A 15,888-nucleotide genomic window follows, 5' to 3' on the forward strand; every position below is an offset into this window, starting at 1 on the left:
AGGAAAAAATCAATTGAATAGGGAATCTTTGTAAAAACAAGCTATATAAATATAATAAGGAATTATTTTTTATCCTTGAAAGGAGGGATGTCGATGAATAAATAAAGGAATTATTGTTAAATCCCCTCTTAGCCTCGGAAAAAGACAACATGAATTAAGAATACGAAGGAAAGCTGTTATGTGTTGTGACGTGCTGTCGGTAAGGTCTATTTCTGACTGTGTGTGAACAGAATGGATGTGCCACAGAGTTTTGTGCAAAACAGTAACCCGCAGGTATTCGTGTCTTTTAAATTAAAATGAGGGGTGGTTTTATGTCGTTGTTGTATGGATTCTTGATCGGAAGTTTAATGGGATTGCTGACGCATGCTAAAAGAAATGGAAAAATCATTAAGCCTTACAACAAAAAGAGAGTATTTGAGTATGGTTTCTTGTTAGATCTTGTTTTTGGAGGAGTGGCGGCGATTGCCATTGTTACCCTAACCGACCCCACTACAGTAGAACAATTAATTTTCACGTCGGTATTAGCTGGTTACGGTGGCGATACGTTAATTGCCAAACTGGAAGAAGCCAAATTAAGTGACGTCCTTAATCAGCTTTTTTTTCAAGTAGAGATTGAACTAAACGCAGAGCTAACCGTTGAAACACAAAGTCAGGTCCATTCGTAATTTGACAGAATGGAGGGAAACTCTGTGGTAAGATTAAAAGAATATATGACAGAAGAAGAATATAATAAAATCAGAAACCTCCAGCTTGAGCTATTAAGAGCCAACTCAAAAAAAGAAGCACTACTAATTAAGGGAGAAATAGATGAAATCATACAACAGGTTAAAATGCGGTATCAAGCTGAAAAAATCGATAAACACTCCGCATCCTCTTAAGGATCCGCATCGCTCCCAACTCCTGCCTTTAAACTAAGGTAGCTGTAGCCTTAGTTTTTATTTTGCCTATTTCCTTCATCAATGGATATTTTCAATAGTTTTTTACCATAAACTTATTATGTAAACTAATTTTAAAGGATAGGTTTGGAAAGGGGATTAAAAATTTCCCCTTAGTCTTTGACAGACCGGAATATTAAAGTGGTATTATGACCCCCAAAGCCAAACGCATTACTTAACACAGTATGTACTCTTTTTTTCCTCGCGTGATTCGGTACATAGTCTAGGTCACATTCAGGATCAGGATGTTCAAGGTTAATTGTTGGAGGAATCGTCCCGGTATTTATGGCCATCAAAGAAAAAATTGCTTCAATAGCTCCGGCTGCACCCATCATGTGACCAGTCATTGATTTGGTTGAACTTATCGGAATTTGATAGGCCATCTCTTTAAAGAAAGTCTTAATAGCTGCTGTTTCAGATTTGTCATTATAAACCGTACTAGTTCCATGCGCATTAATATAATCAATCTCTTCTTTTTCAAGCTGTGCATACTGAACAGCCAGCTGCATAGCTCTTACCCCTCCTTCACCACCTGGGGCGGGACTTGTAATATGATAGGCATCTCCAACTGTTGCATAGCTGATGATTTCTCCATATACATGTGCATGTCGCCTAACCGCAGATTCATAGGATTCAAGAATAATGGCTCCTGCTCCTTCACCCATAACCAGTCCATCCCGATCTCTATCAAAGGGTCTGCACGCTTTTTTCGGATCTGGATTTGTTGAGATTGCTTCCATTGCACAGAAAGCACCAATACCTAATGGGGTGATAGACGCTTCGGAACCGCCAGCAATCATGATGTCTGCTTCTCCACGCTGGATTGCTCTGAAAGATTCTCCTATGGCATTCGCTCCAGAAGCACAGGACAAAACCGTACAATTATTAATTCCTCTAGCTCCAACCGCTATAGAAACCTGACTGGAAGCCATATTACTTATGACCGTTGTCGTAGCAAAAGGATAAAGGTTCGTATATCCGCCCTCAAGGAGATTTCTATGACTTTCCTCAAAGCTTTCAATCCCGCCAATAGCCGTTCCAAACCAAACCCCGATGCGTTCAGCCTCCACATCTTTGCCTATCTGAATTCGGGCATCTTCTAGAGCCATAATCGATGAAGCAATGGCATAGGAAGCAAAACGATCCATTCGATGTCTCTCATTCACCTTCATGTAATCACTTAATTGAAAATTTTTAACCTCAGCGGCCGTCTTGGCTGAGAAATGTTCACAATCAAACCTGGTGAGCGGACCAATTCCTGATTTTCCATTAATGGCTGATTCCCATGTTTCAGCTAGGGAATTTCCTATTGGTGAAATAGTCCCTAGACCAGTTATCACAACTCTAGTCAATTGTACCCCTCCTTAAAAAATGGATTTAAAGGTACAATTCGACAAAACTAGTCAAATATCCTCCATAATTTATAAAAAATGACATTTAATACCTTATTGAAGGCGGAAAAGTCTTTATATTTATGTAAGTAAATGGTCATGAGAAATAAGTAACAAAACGATATTCTCTGACGCCGTTCATTACTGAGCAGGATGAAGTCCATATTGCTTTATCCTATTTACAATCTGTTCTTGGTCAATACGGCTGGAATCATAGGTGATTTTAACTTCTCCGTCCTCGATGTCCACAAGAGCCCGTTCAACACCATCTAATCCCATTAAAATGGTTTCTAATTTTTGAATAGGTTCTTCACTTGTCGCTTCTTTTATAAAAAGAGTTAAGTCCTCCATAAGTTCCATCCTTTCTAAAGGAAAATGCTAATTCTCTTGTTGTATATTTTCCACTTTCATCTGAAATATGTAAAATTATTCTATAGAAAGTAAAAAGGATGGCCCGATCTTGCAGCCATCCTTACCTTATATTAGTCTTCGTAGCTTCTTTCCAGTTCATCAACGAGTGATCCTACGTATGCAACGGCCTTACGGATTGGTTCTGGTGTTGACATATCGACGCCTGCATATTGGATTAATTCGAGCGGAGTTTTTGTTCCGCCTGCTTTTAAAACCTCTAACCAGCGGTCAATGGCAGGTTGTCCTTCTTCTCTAAAGAGTTGCGAAACGGCAGTTGATACTGTCAAACCAGCAGAATAGGTATATGGATAAAGACCCATATAGTAATGTGGCTGTCGCATCCAGGTTAATTTTGCGCCTTCATCAATTTCAACCGTATCTCCCCAGAAATTAGAAAGAGCCTCGCCTTTTTGTTCGGAAAGCGTCTTCGCTGTTAACGGAACCCCTTTTTCAGCTAATGAATAGACTCTTCTTTGATATTCTCCCTCTAGAAGGTGAGTTACAAAGTTATGATAATAGGTTCCTAATAGCTGAAGGATAACCCAGCGTCTCATTCTTTTATCCGTTGTTTTTGATAAGATGTGATCAGCTAGAAGCATTTCATTCATCGTAGATGGAGCTTCAACAAAATAGGTAGATGGACGAGTATTGAAGCTGCGCTGATTTTTGTTAGCCAGATAGAAGTGGCCTGCATGTCCAAGTTCATGTGCTAGTACAAAGGTACTCCGCATGTTATTAGTCCAGGTAATTAAAATAAATGGGTGGGATCCATAAGGACTTGAACAAAATGCTCCTGTCGATTTACCCACGTTATCTGCTAAATCTACCCAACGTTCAGTTAAAGCTGTTTTCATGATTTGACTATATTCAGGTCCCATTACTTGCAACGCTTCTAAGATTATATTGGAAGCTTCTTCATAAGTAGTTTGAGGGTTGAAATCTGGATCGAGTGGAGCTTTCAAATCACAGAATTTCAGGGTATCTAATCCAAGCACCCGTTTTTTTAATTGCGCGAACCTGCGCATATGCGGAGCAAGCTCTTGTTGAATCACATCTAATTGATTATGATACATTTCTTCCGTCACTTTTTGCGGCTGAAGCAGCATTTGCGTTACCGAATCATACTTTCGGAGTTTTGCCATAGCTACTTGTTTCTTAACCTCAGTCGAATAGGTAGCAGCAAAGGTATTCTGGTATTGTTTTAAAGTCTTCACAAAGGATGCATATGCTTTTCTCCGGGTTTCCGTACTAGGGGATTGCTCATATTCATCTTCATAAAGGGCAAATGAGTTTGGCAGCTCATCTCCATCAGGGGTTTCAAATGAGTCAAACACCATATCAGCTAATTTACTTCGCTGGTAAATCATATAAGGTGCCTGATGAACTTCACTTAAACTAGCAAGAGCTTCCTCGGTTTCAGGGGAGAGTGTATGCTGCTTTCGCTTCGCTAAATCTTCTAAATTCTTACGAAATGGCTCTAGTGCTTCGTTTTCGTTTAAGTATTGTTCAACCGTTCCATCTGGAAGCGAGAGTATTTCTGTATCAACAAAGGATAGGGAAGCATTTAATCTGGCAAAGGCCGATGCAACCTTCCCGGAAATCGCCTGGTTATCTGGATTGGATCCATCCTCCGATGAGCGAAGGCTAGCATAAGTACCAACCAAAATTCCCTTTTCGGTTACATTGGCTTGCGCTTCTAAACATTCTAGCAGAACTTGAGATCCCTCTCCAAGTCTGCCCTTATATTGAGTAACCGTAGGAAGTAACTCTTCAATCTCTCTTAAAGCAGCCTCCCATTCTTCAACGGTTTCAAATAAATCTTCTAATTTCCAAGTTTGCTCGACAGGTACTTCAGCACGTGTCAGTCGTTTTTTTACGGTTTTTTGCATCATCATCAAATCTCCTTTCTTGAGTGGCCCGAATATCAAGTTTTATTGAAATCTATCAAATGGAATCTCTAGAAATTTATTTCGCCACTCTAATAAAATGATTATAAAGGAAAATCTATTATTTGTGTCATATAAGTCAGAATTTTTATGCAACAAATTTCGCGATAGATTTTAAAAAAAAGGGGGAATCGTGTAAATGCAGTTTCTATCATCATTTTAGTCATCCCTTTTCCCTTTATGATAAAATAAAATGATACATGTCCGATAAATAAGGATTGTTTTAATAGGAGTTGTTCTAATGTCAAAAAAATTAGTATTAGCAGAAAAACCATCTGTTGGCAGAGATATAGCAAGAGTGCTTGCATGCCAGAAAAAAGGAAATGGCTACTTTGAAGGTTCCGGATATATTGTGACTTGGGCACTTGGACATCTTGTCACATTAGCGGACCCAGAGGTTTATGATCAGAAATACAAATCATGGCGAATAGAGGACTTGCCGATGCTTCCGTCTCCATTAAAATTAGTGGTGATTAAGCAAACGGGAAAACAATTTAATACAGTTAAACAACTATTAAGCCGCAGTGATGTCAGCGAAATTATCATTGCAACAGATGCTGGGCGTGAAGGGGAGCTTGTGGCCCGGTGGATTATTGAAAAAGCAAAGGTATATAAACCAATAAAACGACTTTGGATATCATCTGTAACGGACAAAGCAATTAAAGAGGGCTTTTCACGTTTGCGGAGCGGAAAGGATTTTGAGGACTTATATGCCTCAGCCGTTGCGCGTTCTGAGGCAGATTGGTATGTCGGCATTAATGCCACTAGAGCATTGACGACAAAGTACAATGCCCAGCTCTCTTGCGGGCGGGTGCAAACTCCTACACTTGCGATGATTGCGGCAAGGGAAGATGAAATCAAAAACTTCAAACCTAAAACGTATTACGGTATTCAAGCTGAAACCGGTTCGTTAGTTTTTTATTGGCAGGATCCCAAAACAAAAGATCATAAAACGTTTCAAAAGGAAAGAATCCAAAACCTGCTTTTAAAGCTAAATCATAATAAATTAGTAGTAGAGAATATTCATCGGACTCTTAAAAAAAGTTATGCACCACAACTTTATGATTTAACAGAATTACAAAGAGATGCACACAAAATCTTTGGATTTTCTGCAAAGGAAACGCTATCTATTATGCAAAAGCTTTATGAACAGCATAAAGTGGTGACATATCCAAGAACTGATTCGAGATATCTTTCAGCTGACATCGTAGATACGTTAAAAGAACGGGTAGAAGCCTGCAGAGTACAGCCGTATGCTGGGGTAGCTGCAAAAATTATGAAAAGTCCAATTAAAACAAATAAGTCATTTGTTGATAATAGCAAGGTAACCGACCATCATGCGATTATCCCGACAGAACAGCCAGCTAATATGAGGGCACTAAGTGAAAAAGAGAGAAAAATATATGATTTAGTTGTGAAACGGTTCCTGTCCGTATTATTGCCTCCATTTGAATATGAGCAAACAGTTGTTGAAGCAAGGGCTGAGGGTGAAATTTTTACAGCAAAAGGGAAAAGAGTTTTGTCCCTAGGCTGGAAGGAAGTTTTTGAACAGCATGATGAAGATCAAACAGACGAGACGGAAGCTGTACAAACAATCCCTGTTATAGACAAGGGAGAGCTATTACATGTAATACGGTGGAACCAGACATCCGGTGAAACACAGCCGCCGAAACCTTTTAACGAAGCGACCCTTCTATCTGCAATGGAGAACCCGGTACGATATATGACCGGAGAGAGGAAGGATCTGATCCAGACAATTGGGAAAACAGGCGGGCTTGGTACGGTTGCGACTCGAGCGGATATCATTGAAAAGTTATTTAATAGCTTTTTAATTGAACAAAGAGGAAAAGACATTTTTATAACCAATAAGGGCAGACAGCTGTTAGAGCTTGTACCTGAGGATTTAAAGTCTCCAGCTCTCACTGCAGAGTGGGAACAAAAGCTCGAGTTAATTGCAAAAGGGAAGCTGCCTAAAAAAGTATTCATGAAAGAAATAGTTGCTTATACAAAAGAGGCTGTTTCCGAAATTAAAAATAGCGAGGCACGGTTTAAGCACGATAATATGACAGGAACACGCTGTCCCGAATGCGGTAAATTGATGCTTGAGGTCAATGGAAAAAAAGGAAAAATGCTTGTTTGCCAGGATCGCGATTGCGGACACCGCAAAAACATTTCTAAAATCACGAATGCCAGATGCCCGAATTGTTATAAACGGCTTGAACTTCGCGGTGAAGGAGAAGGGCAAATCTTCTTCTGCAAATGCGGTCATCGGGAAAAGGTATCTGCCTTTCAAAAGCGGAGAAAAGAAAATCAAACTTCAAAAGCTTCTAAACAAGAAGTTCAAAAATATATGAAGAAAAACAAGCAAGACGAGCCAATCAACACTGCTTTAGCAGATGCACTAGCGAAGCTTAAATTAGATCAGTAAAAAACATTTTGATGTATAAAACCAATAAATTTAATCAGGGGGATTCCTATGAGAACAGAAGATGTTTTAAAAGCTGATGTGTTAGTGATTGGTTCCGGAGCAGGAGGGATGATGGCAGCTCGTGCAGCCTCTGATAAAGGAGTAAACGTCATTCTCGCAGACAAAAGTTTAATAGGACGTGGCGGAGCTACCATTTTAGCGCAAATGACTGTTGCGGTAGCATTAGGAGAAGCAGAAGAAGATGATCCATCCATACACTTTCAAGACACAATGGAAGGAAGCAGAGGGTTAGCTGAACCGGATATCGTTGAAGCAATTGTAAAACGAGCACCTGAAGTAATTCTCGAAGTGGAAGGCTATGGAGTCAAATGGGCGAGAACCCCAGATGGAAAACGTTCACAAGTCATATCTCCAGGACACTCCAGAAATCGTTGTGTTTATGTGGATATATTGAATACAGGCGGAGCTACTTCCAATGGTTTACGAAAGGCTATTTGGAAAGATACACAAATTCAGCGGCTAAAAAATGTTATGATTACACGGCTGGTAAAGAAGGAAGGTCAAGTCATTGGCGCGGTTGGATTTTCAATAGAAGAGTTAAAGCCGGTCGGTATATCAGCCTCTAAAGTGGTTCTTGCTACAGGAGGTTTAACAGAGATTTATGAGAGAAATAGTGCATCAGCCAATATGACGGGAGATGGATTTTTACTTGCTGCTCAAGCTGGCGCAGAATTAAGGGATATGGAGATGGTTCAATTTTTTCCTATTGCTCACCTTTATCCCCCGTTAGTAGGAATTGATCCAATCATGTGGGATCCGTTCCGATATAAACTAGGCGGGCGCCTATTAAATGGGCTAGAAGAGGAATTTATGGATAAGTATGCTGGGGAAAAAGCAGGTAAATATACAGCCACAAGAGATATGACGAGTTATGCAATCTTTAAGGAAGTGGAAGAAGGACGGGGGACTCCTCATGGAGGAGCCTATCTCGATTTTCGCATGGTACCGGAGGCGAAGCTTCGCGAAGGATTTGGACCAGTCATTGATATATTATTGTCTCAAGGAGTCGATTTAACAAAGGATCTGGTTGAAGTCGCTCCAATGGCTCACTTTATGCTTGGAGGAATCAAAGTAGATAAAGAGATGAATACAACCGTGCCCGGCTTGTTAGCATGCGGTGAACTGATTCATGGTATGCATGGAGCGAATCGTTTGTCCGGAAATGCCATTACGGAGGCTCTCGTGACGGGAAGAATTTCAGGTGAAACGGCAGCAAAATGTGAAAAAGAAGACTACAGTTCGATTATACAAACGGAAAGTTCCCGCGAATGGGAGAGGCTGCAGCAGTTTTGGCATCCGAGAGACGTAGCAGAGGATGAAGCCTCTATGCTTCAACTCAGAAAAAAAATTCAGAAAGTCATGTGGGAAGGAGCAGGTCCTCTTCGGACAGAAGAAAAATTAAAAGAAGCATTAGTAAAGATTCGTAAGCTTAGAGAGGAATGCAAAAGTGTTTCTCTTGCCAAACAAAGCAAATATGCCCTTCCTTTGGTAGAAAAAATTGAAGCTTACAATATGACATTCATTGGTGAGGCAGTCGTATTAGGTGCTCTAAATCGCTGTGAAACAAGAGGAGCTCACGTAAGACTAGATTATCCAGACCAGCTTTCAAAACCTTTGAGCCCTCGATTTACCATGAGTGAAGAGCTTGAATGGAAAATAGAAAGCTTGTAAATAACGAACAGAAAGGGTGATAAAGGCATGTCAACGATTCAATTAAATGTCCTTCGGGGTGATGAAGATCAAGGGAGTACAATGGTTCATTATGAAATACTCTTTGAAGAAGGCATGAGCCTATTAGATGCTTTATTTTGGATAAGAGAAAATATGGATTCAAGCCTTGCTGTTCGTTATTCTTGCCGATCTGCTAATGCTTGTAAGGAGTGCATGGCTTTAGTGGATGGGAAAGCAGGTTATTTATGCAGTATGCGGGCAAAAGAGGGAACAACTCTAACTTTAGAACCCTTAAAAGGGCGCCCATGGGTACGAGATTTAACGACTGCTATAGAATGAAGAGTAAAAGGGTCATCTTTGATATAGATGACCCTTTTATTTTTGGCTGATAAAACCTGGAATTCGTTGATAAACAGCCCGGATTCGTTGATAAAATCAGAATTTGTTGATAAGCGTCCCGAATTCGCTGATAAAACCAGGAATTCGTTGATAAACAGCCTAGATTCGCTGATATAACCTGGAATTCGTTGATAAACAGCCTGGATTCGTTGATTAAACCAGAATTTGTTGATAAACGTCCCGAATTCGCTGATAAAACCTGGAATTCGTTGATAAGCGTCCCGGATTCGCTGATATAACCTGGAATTTGTTGATAAACTGCCTGAATTCGTTGATATATCCTGAATCACTAGACAGCCCGAATTCGCTGGCTCATTACAAAACAGCAATCTGTTCATTTTTTAGATCTGTTATAAACATATGGCCGGGTGCATGAGTAATCATAATCTCAGGTTTAACTTGCATGGCAACTGCCTGGGGGGTAACGCCGCAAGCCCAAAACACTGGAACTTCTCCATCTTTAATCGAAACACAATCACCAAAGTCAGGCTGATCAATGTTTTGAATGCCAATCGATGCCGGATCTCCAATATGAACAGGCGCCCCATGAACGGAAGGGAAACGACTCGTTACCTGGACTGCTCTTACTACATCTTTTTCTGGGACTGGCCGCATACTAACCACCATAGGTCCTTCAAATTGACCAGCCTTCAGACATGAAATATTGGTCTTATACATTGGAACATTACAATTTTCTTCTATGTGTCTGATTGGTATTCCGTTTTCAATCAATGCACTTTCAAAGGTGAAGCTGCAACCGAGCAGAAATCCAACCATATTATCGTCCCAAAGATCACGAATATCGGTTCTTTCCTCTGTAAGCACCCCGTTACGATAGACTCGATACTTCGGAATATCGGTTCTTAAGTCAGCAGAAGGGGCTGTTAAGGTCGGAATAGCTGAACCAGGTTCCGTAACATCAAGAACAGGACAAGGTTTTGGATTACGCTGACAAAATAAGAGAAAATCAAAGGCTAATTCTTTCGGGAGGACCACTAAATTAGCCTGAGTATATCCCTTGGAAACACCTGAAGTTGGTTTTATCCATTGATTGTTCCGGATCATCTCTCGAGCTGCATCGGGAGTCAGTTTAGCAGCCTCTAACATAGAACCACCTCATTTTATGCAAATAATTGTGGAATACCTTTAAATAATGAATAAATACCCATGAAGGCCATAGCAACTACAACAATTGCCCCAAAAATGGTCATCCATAAAGGATGCTTATAATCTCCAACAATATTCTTTTTATATGCAGCGATTAGCATAACTCCTAATGCAATTGGTAAAATAAGACCATTTAATGAACCAACCAGGATTAAAATCTTAACGGGTTGCCCAATCAACACAAACACGAGTGTAGAAACAGCAATAAAAAATACAATTACGAATTTATGATATTTATCAACCGTTTTGCTTAGAGTACGGATAAAAGAAACAGAAGTATATGCCGCACCAACAACTGATGTAACAGCAGCTGCCCACATCACAACACCGAAAATTTTATAACCGATGTCACCAGCAGCAAGACGGAAAACAGAAGCAGGAGGATTCGCAGGATCAAGAGCTAAACCTTGTGCAACGATACCTAATGCAGCTAAAAATAGGAAAATCCTCATAATAGAAGCAATTCCAATTGCTGAAACGGAGCTTTTAGTAACCTGAGGAAGCGCCTCTTTTCCTTTTATTCCAGCGTCAATTAAACGGTGTCCGCCAGCGAAAGTTATGTATCCGCCAACTGTACCGCCTACTAATGTAACAATCGCTAAGATATCAATTTGAGCAGGAGCAAAAGTTTTTACAACCGCTTCTCCATATGGAGGGTTAGAAGTAAACATTACATAGACCGTTAATGCGATCATGACAAATCCCATAACTTGCGCGAAACGGTCCATCATTTTTCCAGCTTCTCTTACAAGGAAAATGCCAATGGCTACTATACCGCTAAAGAGCGCACCCATCTTTGCTGAGATTCCAAATAAAACGTTCGTTCCTAACCCAGCACCTGCGATATTTCCAATGTTGAAGGCTAATCCTCCAGCAACAATCAATACCGCCAGGAAAATTCCTAATCCGGGCAATACATCATTTGCAATATCTTGTGCCCTTTTTCCTGAAACTGCAATAATTCTCCAAATATTTAATTGAGCACCGATGTCAATGATAATAGACATTAGGATTACAAATCCAAAGCTTGCTGCTAGTTTTTCTGTAAAAGTGGTGGTTTGTGTTAAAAATCCTGGACCTATAGCTGAAGTAGCCATTAAAAAGGCAGCGCCAAGAAGTACGCTCTTGTTTTTGGTCATAAGAACCCTCCTATTTTTAAAACTTTCTATTTAAATTCACCAATTTTTGCCACGGTAATTCCCGCTTCTTTTAATGCCTGTGAAATGTACTTTGCAAATTCCAAAGCATGTGGTCCATCTCCATGTATACAGACTGTATCAGCTTTGATGGATACATCACTTCCTTGTACAGATGTCACTTTGCCTTCTTTAACCATTCGAATCACTTGATGGATGGCTGTTTCGTGATCTTTAATAAGTGCATTGGCTTCGCGTCTGGAAGTTAAAGAGCCATCTTCTTGATAGGTTCGGTCTGAAAACACCTCACTGGCTGTGCGAAGACCGATCTTTTCTCCCGCTTTTACGAGTTCGCTGCCAGCTAATCCGAATAGAATTAACTCTGGGTCCACTTTGTAGATTGCTTCTGCAATCGCTTCAGAAAGCGGGGCACTTTTGGCAGCCATATTGAATAGTGCTCCGTGAGGCTTTACATGCTGAAGTTTGCCGCCCTCCGATTTTACAAATCCATACAAAGCCCCTATTTGATAAACAACCAGATCATATGCTTCTTGTGGTGTAACATCTATATTACGTCGGCCAAAGCCTGTCAAATCTTGAAAACCAGGATGTACGCCAATACCAACATTTTTTTTAATTGCAAGCTTTACAGTTGTTCTCATAGTGGCAGGGTCACCTGCATGAAAACCACATGCAATATTTGCTGAAGTAACATAATTCAAAATTTCTTCATCTCGTCCCATTTTATAGGCACCAAAACTTTCTCCCATATCACAATTTAAATCTACAATGTGCATATTCTTGCCTCCTATAAATATTTGAGGATAATCCCCTGTTTTAGTTGTTGAAGCTTCATTTCTCTCTCTATAAAAAGGCGTTCTGCCTCTTCATATGATACTAATGCAAATCTAAGTGAATCTCCTGGCTTTAGCTGAGCCATTAGCGGAATATCTGCAAAGGCAATTTGAGCAATTTTTGGATAACCGCCAGTTGTTTGCCGATCCGCCAATAGGACTATCGGGTTTCCTTCAGGAGGTACCTGGATGGATCCAAAGTTCACGGCTTCAGATAACAATTCAGTTGGTGTGCCTAATTCAAGGAAAGGTCCTTTTAAACGGTAGCCCATTCGGTCTGATTGTGTAGTTACTTCAAATAATTCGGTTAAGAATTGATCTTTGCTTTGCTCAGTAAATAAGTGATATTGTCTTCCTTTTATAGCACGTATGGTCGGTGAGCTTTGCAGAGATGGAATTAAATCAGACGTTACCGTCCAATCATTTTCTATAAAGCTCGTTTCACCCAATTGATTTTTTAAGCGATTGATCATTTGGTCAGAAAGGTTACTGGGTTCCTCACTGTCTAATCGATCACCAGATCTAAGTGCACGACCTTTAAAACCGCCAATTCCAGCTCTTAAATAAGTGGATTTACTCTCCATGACATTGGAGATTTTAAAGCCCCCTGCAACGGCTAAATAAGCGCGGCAGCCATTTTTACACGCGCCGAAACTCAAGAGACTTCCTTTTTTGACGAAGATAGATCGCCATAATCGGATTGGTTCGCCATTTATCGCAGGAGATAGATCGCCCCCGCAAATCGAGATGAGAGTGTCTTCTTCAAATTCAATAACTGGCCCGAGTAAAGTAATTTCTAATGTAGCTGCGTTTTCTTGATTCCCTACCAGAAGATTGGCTATTCGGTGAGAAAGTGTGTCCATTGCCCCGCTGACAATGACACCATATTTTTGGTATTTATATCTTCCAAGATCTTGAACACTAGTAAGGAGGCCAGGCTTCATGATTTTAATCATTATTTACGTCCTCCAATTCTTTGTATTCAGAACAAGAGATCGGGATAAAACGGATTTTATCTCCAGCTTTTAAAAGACTTGGAGGATTATCTTGAGGACGGAAAAGTTTTAAAGGAGTTTTTCCAATTAACTGCCAACCTCCAGGTGTTTCAATGGGGTACACACCAGTCTGTTTGCCTGCAATACCAACTGTACCAGCTGGGATCTTTAAACGAGGAGACTGTCTTCTGGGAGCTAAAATTTTTTCAGACATCCCGCCAATATAAGGAAAACCTGGGGCAAAGCCAATCATGTAAACGATATAATCTCCAGAAGCGTGTATAGTGATCACTTCATCAATGGTTAATCCATTATGTTTTGCTACGAATTCTAAATCAGGGCCAAATTCTCCACCGTAACATACTGGAATCTCTACCACTCTAGATGGAATTGAATCATCCATTTTTAAATGAGTAAACCAATTAGAAATCGAGTCGCATACCACTTGATAGGGGGAGAGATGATTAGTTTGATCTATAATTTTCATTGGATCATAAAATATGGTCACAGTTGTAAAGGCGGGAATATATTCTACCATCCATTCAATGGATTGATGATCAAGAAATGAAGAAATCATTTGAACTTTATGGTGTGTATCCAATTGAATATCATCGCCTAACTCAATCATTACAGCATTTTCACCTAGCGGAAATAATCGATAGTCCATTTGTATTACACCTCTATTTGTCTCTTTTAGATTCAAACGTGTGTGAAAATACCGCAATTGAAACACTGGTATTCATTCAACGGCTTGAAAAAGGGCATTACATATATTTATCAAATTAAAGGCTCTGAAATTTGCGTTCCTTTTTTATAAATATAAAGGAAGTTGTCTTTATTTTTCAAATACTATTTTTTCTAAGTAAAGGATTAAAGTCTATTAAATCGTGTGAAATACTAGGGATTTGGGCTTAAAAAAGCCAGCTAGTCTATCGCAGCCAGCTGGCATTTTTTATGAGGGAATTATTTGACTATATTCTCATTCTTGTCCATATAAACAGACAGAATTACAGTTCGGTTAAATTCTCGTCCTTGGCTCGATTGGCCAGAAATGTCGATTGTAATATTGTAAACACCTGCCCCCAAAAAGGGAATTTTTACCGAAGAACTATCTTCGTTTTTTATTAGCTTTATTTGACTAGGTTTTGCTTTTTCATCTTCATAGTATATTAGAGTAATAGCAGCTTCTATTTGATCTTTTTCCACTGTTTCACCATCAGAGTAGATGGTTAATTCTCTATCATTACTGATGGAAATATTCAGGTCATGGTTAATGTTGCTTTTATAAAATACACCCATTAAAAAATTCTCATTTTTTGAACTAGCTTCCATCAGCCATTTCCCGGCTTTAGGGGAAGGAATGGTTATCGAATGATGGTAAGCGTCAGCAAACGGACTGTAATCAGGTTCTTCATTAACTGAAAAATTTGAGTGTATATGTCCATCAGGATCCTTTAATACAAGTGTGGAATTCTTTTGATCACTGATCCAATCGACTGTGATCTCAGAAACACCTTCCTCCACTGCAAAGATTTCAGATGTTTTGACTTGATAGGTTCCGCCTTTGTAATAAGAGTTTGATAATGAAGTGTTTTTTTCTACTGAGGATGAGGCATTTGCGAAGTTTGCATTTTCATATAAATGAGGTTCGAAGAGATTAAAAGTTGAGCTTCCTTGTCTAATTTCGGAATGGTTCCAATCTCCAACAGAAACTTCGGTTGCATAGGGTAATCGCGAGCTTACAACTGTTACAGCACCATCATTTGGACCATATGCACTTAAGTAAAGGCCGCCCCAATATAAGGAGTTTCCAAAATGGCCCCAAGCGGTTCCTCCAAATGTGTAATAGGGAATACGGTTCACATTTGGATGTGAATCAGTTTGGGATCGGTATTGATTCATATATCCCGTCTGCAGCGAATATGTTGCATCACTCTTACTTCCAAGTATTCCTGCCAGCCATCCGGCCCATCTGCTATAGGCTAAATCAGCCAGTTCGGATCCATGGTGAGGACTCGACAATGTGATGACACGGTGGACATAAGGAAAAGCATTATAATGGACTAGTGCTGCTTGAGCATCGATTCCCCCTTTACTATGGCCAACAACAATTAGTTTTTCTCCAAAATGATTGTATATATCTTCTAATTGGTTTGCTAGTAATTGCCCATTATCCCACATATTTTTAGTTGGATATAAATCAATAAAGGCTGTTTCATATCCATTGGCGTAGGCTGTGTCATACATATCATTTTCGACCCACCAGGTGGATGCTGAACTATTCAATCCATGGATAAAAACAATTGGTGACTTATTAGGATCTACATAATTGGGTGTGGTTCCAAAATACCATTCACCTGGGGTGCCAGTCGGTTCACCCTTTCCAAGAGAACCGGCTACTCCTGTTAATGGCCACGCAAACAATATAACCAGTACGATCCATACAATTTTTTTCGTAGTAAACACACTCCTTTTTAATAAGGTAAGAAGCAAAT

Annotated in this window: 14 protein-coding genes; 5 read left to right on the top strand and 9 right to left on the bottom strand. The window is 39.9% G+C overall.

The genetic code is table 11. From position 1 onward, the window contains the following. Positions 1-311: 311 nt before the first annotated feature. Both MLE14_RS11475 and MLE14_RS11480 read left to right on the top strand, forming a co-directional pair. Positions 312-665 carry a DUF4257 domain-containing protein gene (locus MLE14_RS11475; protein WP_243298515.1) on the top strand — a complete coding sequence of 118 codons (354 nt, stop codon included), beginning with the start codon at positions 312-314 and terminating at the stop codon, positions 663-665. A gap of 24 nt (positions 666-689) precedes the next feature. Further along, on the top strand, positions 690-878 hold the full coding sequence (locus MLE14_RS11480; protein WP_243298516.1) for a hypothetical protein: 189 nt from the start codon (positions 690-692) through the stop codon (positions 876-878). A gap of 170 nt (positions 879-1,048) precedes the next feature. Here MLE14_RS11480 and fabF read toward each other — a convergent pair whose 3' ends face one another. The 3 genes from fabF to pepF all read right to left on the bottom strand — a co-directional run bounded on the left by fabF (position 1,049) and on the right by pepF (position 4,626). Beyond that, positions 1,049-2,287 (bottom strand): beta-ketoacyl-ACP synthase II, encoded by a 1,239-nt coding sequence (fabF, locus tag MLE14_RS11485; protein ID WP_243298517.1) that lies wholly within the window; start codon positions 2,285-2,287, stop codon positions 1,049-1,051. A 180-nt stretch (positions 2,288-2,467) separates the two neighbouring features. Further along, positions 2,468-2,677: a heavy-metal-associated domain-containing protein gene (locus MLE14_RS11490; RefSeq protein WP_243298518.1), complete on the bottom strand. Its 210-nt coding sequence runs from the start codon at positions 2,675-2,677 to the stop codon at positions 2,468-2,470. A 131-nt stretch (positions 2,678-2,808) separates the two neighbouring features. Beyond that, positions 2,809-4,626 (bottom strand): oligoendopeptidase F, encoded by a 1,818-nt coding sequence (gene pepF / locus MLE14_RS11495; protein ID WP_243298552.1) that lies wholly within the window; start codon positions 4,624-4,626, stop codon positions 2,809-2,811. 298 nt (positions 4,627-4,924) lie between these two features. On the opposite strand from pepF, the gene MLE14_RS11500 reads away from it, so the two are divergent. Genes MLE14_RS11500 through MLE14_RS11510 form a run of 3 tightly spaced genes read left to right on the top strand, consistent with a single transcriptional unit; the run spans position 4,925 to position 9,181 of the window. Then, complete coding sequence (locus MLE14_RS11500; protein WP_243298519.1) at positions 4,925-7,111, top strand: DNA topoisomerase III; 2,187 nt, start codon at positions 4,925-4,927, stop codon at positions 7,109-7,111. Between the two features lie 48 nt (positions 7,112-7,159). Beyond that, entirely contained in the window at positions 7,160-8,842 is a 1,683-nt protein-coding gene (locus MLE14_RS11505) for an FAD-binding protein (protein ID WP_243298520.1), read from the top strand. 27 nt (positions 8,843-8,869) lie between these two features. Further along, positions 8,870-9,181 carry a 2Fe-2S iron-sulfur cluster-binding protein gene (locus tag MLE14_RS11510; RefSeq protein WP_243298521.1) on the top strand — a complete coding sequence of 104 codons (312 nt, stop codon included), beginning with the start codon at positions 8,870-8,872 and terminating at the stop codon, positions 9,179-9,181. Between the two features lie 375 nt (positions 9,182-9,556). Here MLE14_RS11510 and MLE14_RS11515 read toward each other — a convergent pair whose 3' ends face one another. The 6 genes from MLE14_RS11515 to MLE14_RS11540 all read right to left on the bottom strand — a co-directional run bounded on the left by MLE14_RS11515 (position 9,557) and on the right by MLE14_RS11540 (position 15,859). Next, entirely contained in the window at positions 9,557-10,348 is a 792-nt protein-coding gene (locus tag MLE14_RS11515; RefSeq protein ID WP_243298522.1) for a putative hydro-lyase, read from the bottom strand. 14 nt (positions 10,349-10,362) lie between these two features. Next, entirely contained in the window at positions 10,363-11,547 is a 1,185-nt protein-coding gene (locus MLE14_RS11520; protein WP_243298523.1) for an NRAMP family divalent metal transporter, read from the bottom strand. Positions 11,548-11,573: 26 nt separating this feature from the next. After that, complete coding sequence (locus MLE14_RS11525; RefSeq protein ID WP_243298524.1) at positions 11,574-12,341, bottom strand: LamB/YcsF family protein; 768 nt, start codon at positions 12,339-12,341, stop codon at positions 11,574-11,576. 11 nt (positions 12,342-12,352) lie between these two features. After that, entirely contained in the window at positions 12,353-13,354 is a 1,002-nt protein-coding gene (locus MLE14_RS11530) for a 5-oxoprolinase subunit C family protein (protein ID WP_279326820.1), read from the bottom strand. Beyond that, positions 13,347-14,060: a 5-oxoprolinase subunit PxpB gene (pxpB, locus tag MLE14_RS11535; RefSeq protein ID WP_279326821.1), complete on the bottom strand. Its 714-nt coding sequence runs from the start codon at positions 14,058-14,060 to the stop codon at positions 13,347-13,349. Before pxpB ends, MLE14_RS11530 begins: the two co-directional genes overlap by 8 nt. A gap of 296 nt (positions 14,061-14,356) precedes the next feature. After that, a complete protein-coding gene (locus tag MLE14_RS11540; protein ID WP_243298525.1) occupies positions 14,357-15,859 on the bottom strand; it encodes an esterase/lipase family protein in 1,503 nt (500 codons plus the stop codon). Positions 15,860-15,888 lie beyond the last annotated feature (29 nt).

The organism is Bacillus litorisediminis, from assembly GCF_022808645.1.
In the GTDB taxonomy this organism is placed as follows: Bacteria; Bacillota; Bacilli; order Bacillales; family JC228; genus Bacillus_BF; species Bacillus_BF litorisediminis.

Coding starts and splice junctions, on each gene's coding strand:
- MLE14_RS11475 (WP_243298515.1), top strand. CDS start 312: ATGTCGTTGTTGTATGGATTCTTGATCGGAAGTTTAATGGGATTGCTG.
- MLE14_RS11490 (WP_243298518.1), bottom strand. CDS start 2,677: ATGGAGGACTTAACTCTTTTTATAAAAGAAGCGACAAGTGAAGAACCT.
- pepF (WP_243298552.1), bottom strand. CDS start 4,626: ATGCAAAAAACCGTAAAAAAACGACTGACACGTGCTGAAGTACCTGTC.
- MLE14_RS11500 (WP_243298519.1), top strand. CDS start 4,925: ATGTCAAAAAAATTAGTATTAGCAGAAAAACCATCTGTTGGCAGAGAT.
- MLE14_RS11505 (WP_243298520.1), top strand. CDS start 7,160: ATGAGAACAGAAGATGTTTTAAAAGCTGATGTGTTAGTGATTGGTTCC.
- MLE14_RS11510 (WP_243298521.1), top strand. CDS start 8,870: ATGTCAACGATTCAATTAAATGTCCTTCGGGGTGATGAAGATCAAGGG.
- MLE14_RS11515 (WP_243298522.1), bottom strand. CDS start 10,348: ATGTTAGAGGCTGCTAAACTGACTCCCGATGCAGCTCGAGAGATGATC.
- MLE14_RS11520 (WP_243298523.1), bottom strand. CDS start 11,547: ATGACCAAAAACAAGAGCGTACTTCTTGGCGCTGCCTTTTTAATGGCT.
- MLE14_RS11525 (WP_243298524.1), bottom strand. CDS start 12,341: ATGCACATTGTAGATTTAAATTGTGATATGGGAGAAAGTTTTGGTGCC.
- MLE14_RS11530 (WP_279326820.1), bottom strand. CDS start 13,354: ATGATTAAAATCATGAAGCCTGGCCTCCTTACTAGTGTTCAAGATCTT.
- pxpB (WP_279326821.1), bottom strand. CDS start 14,060: ATGGACTATCGATTATTTCCGCTAGGTGAAAATGCTGTAATGATTGAG.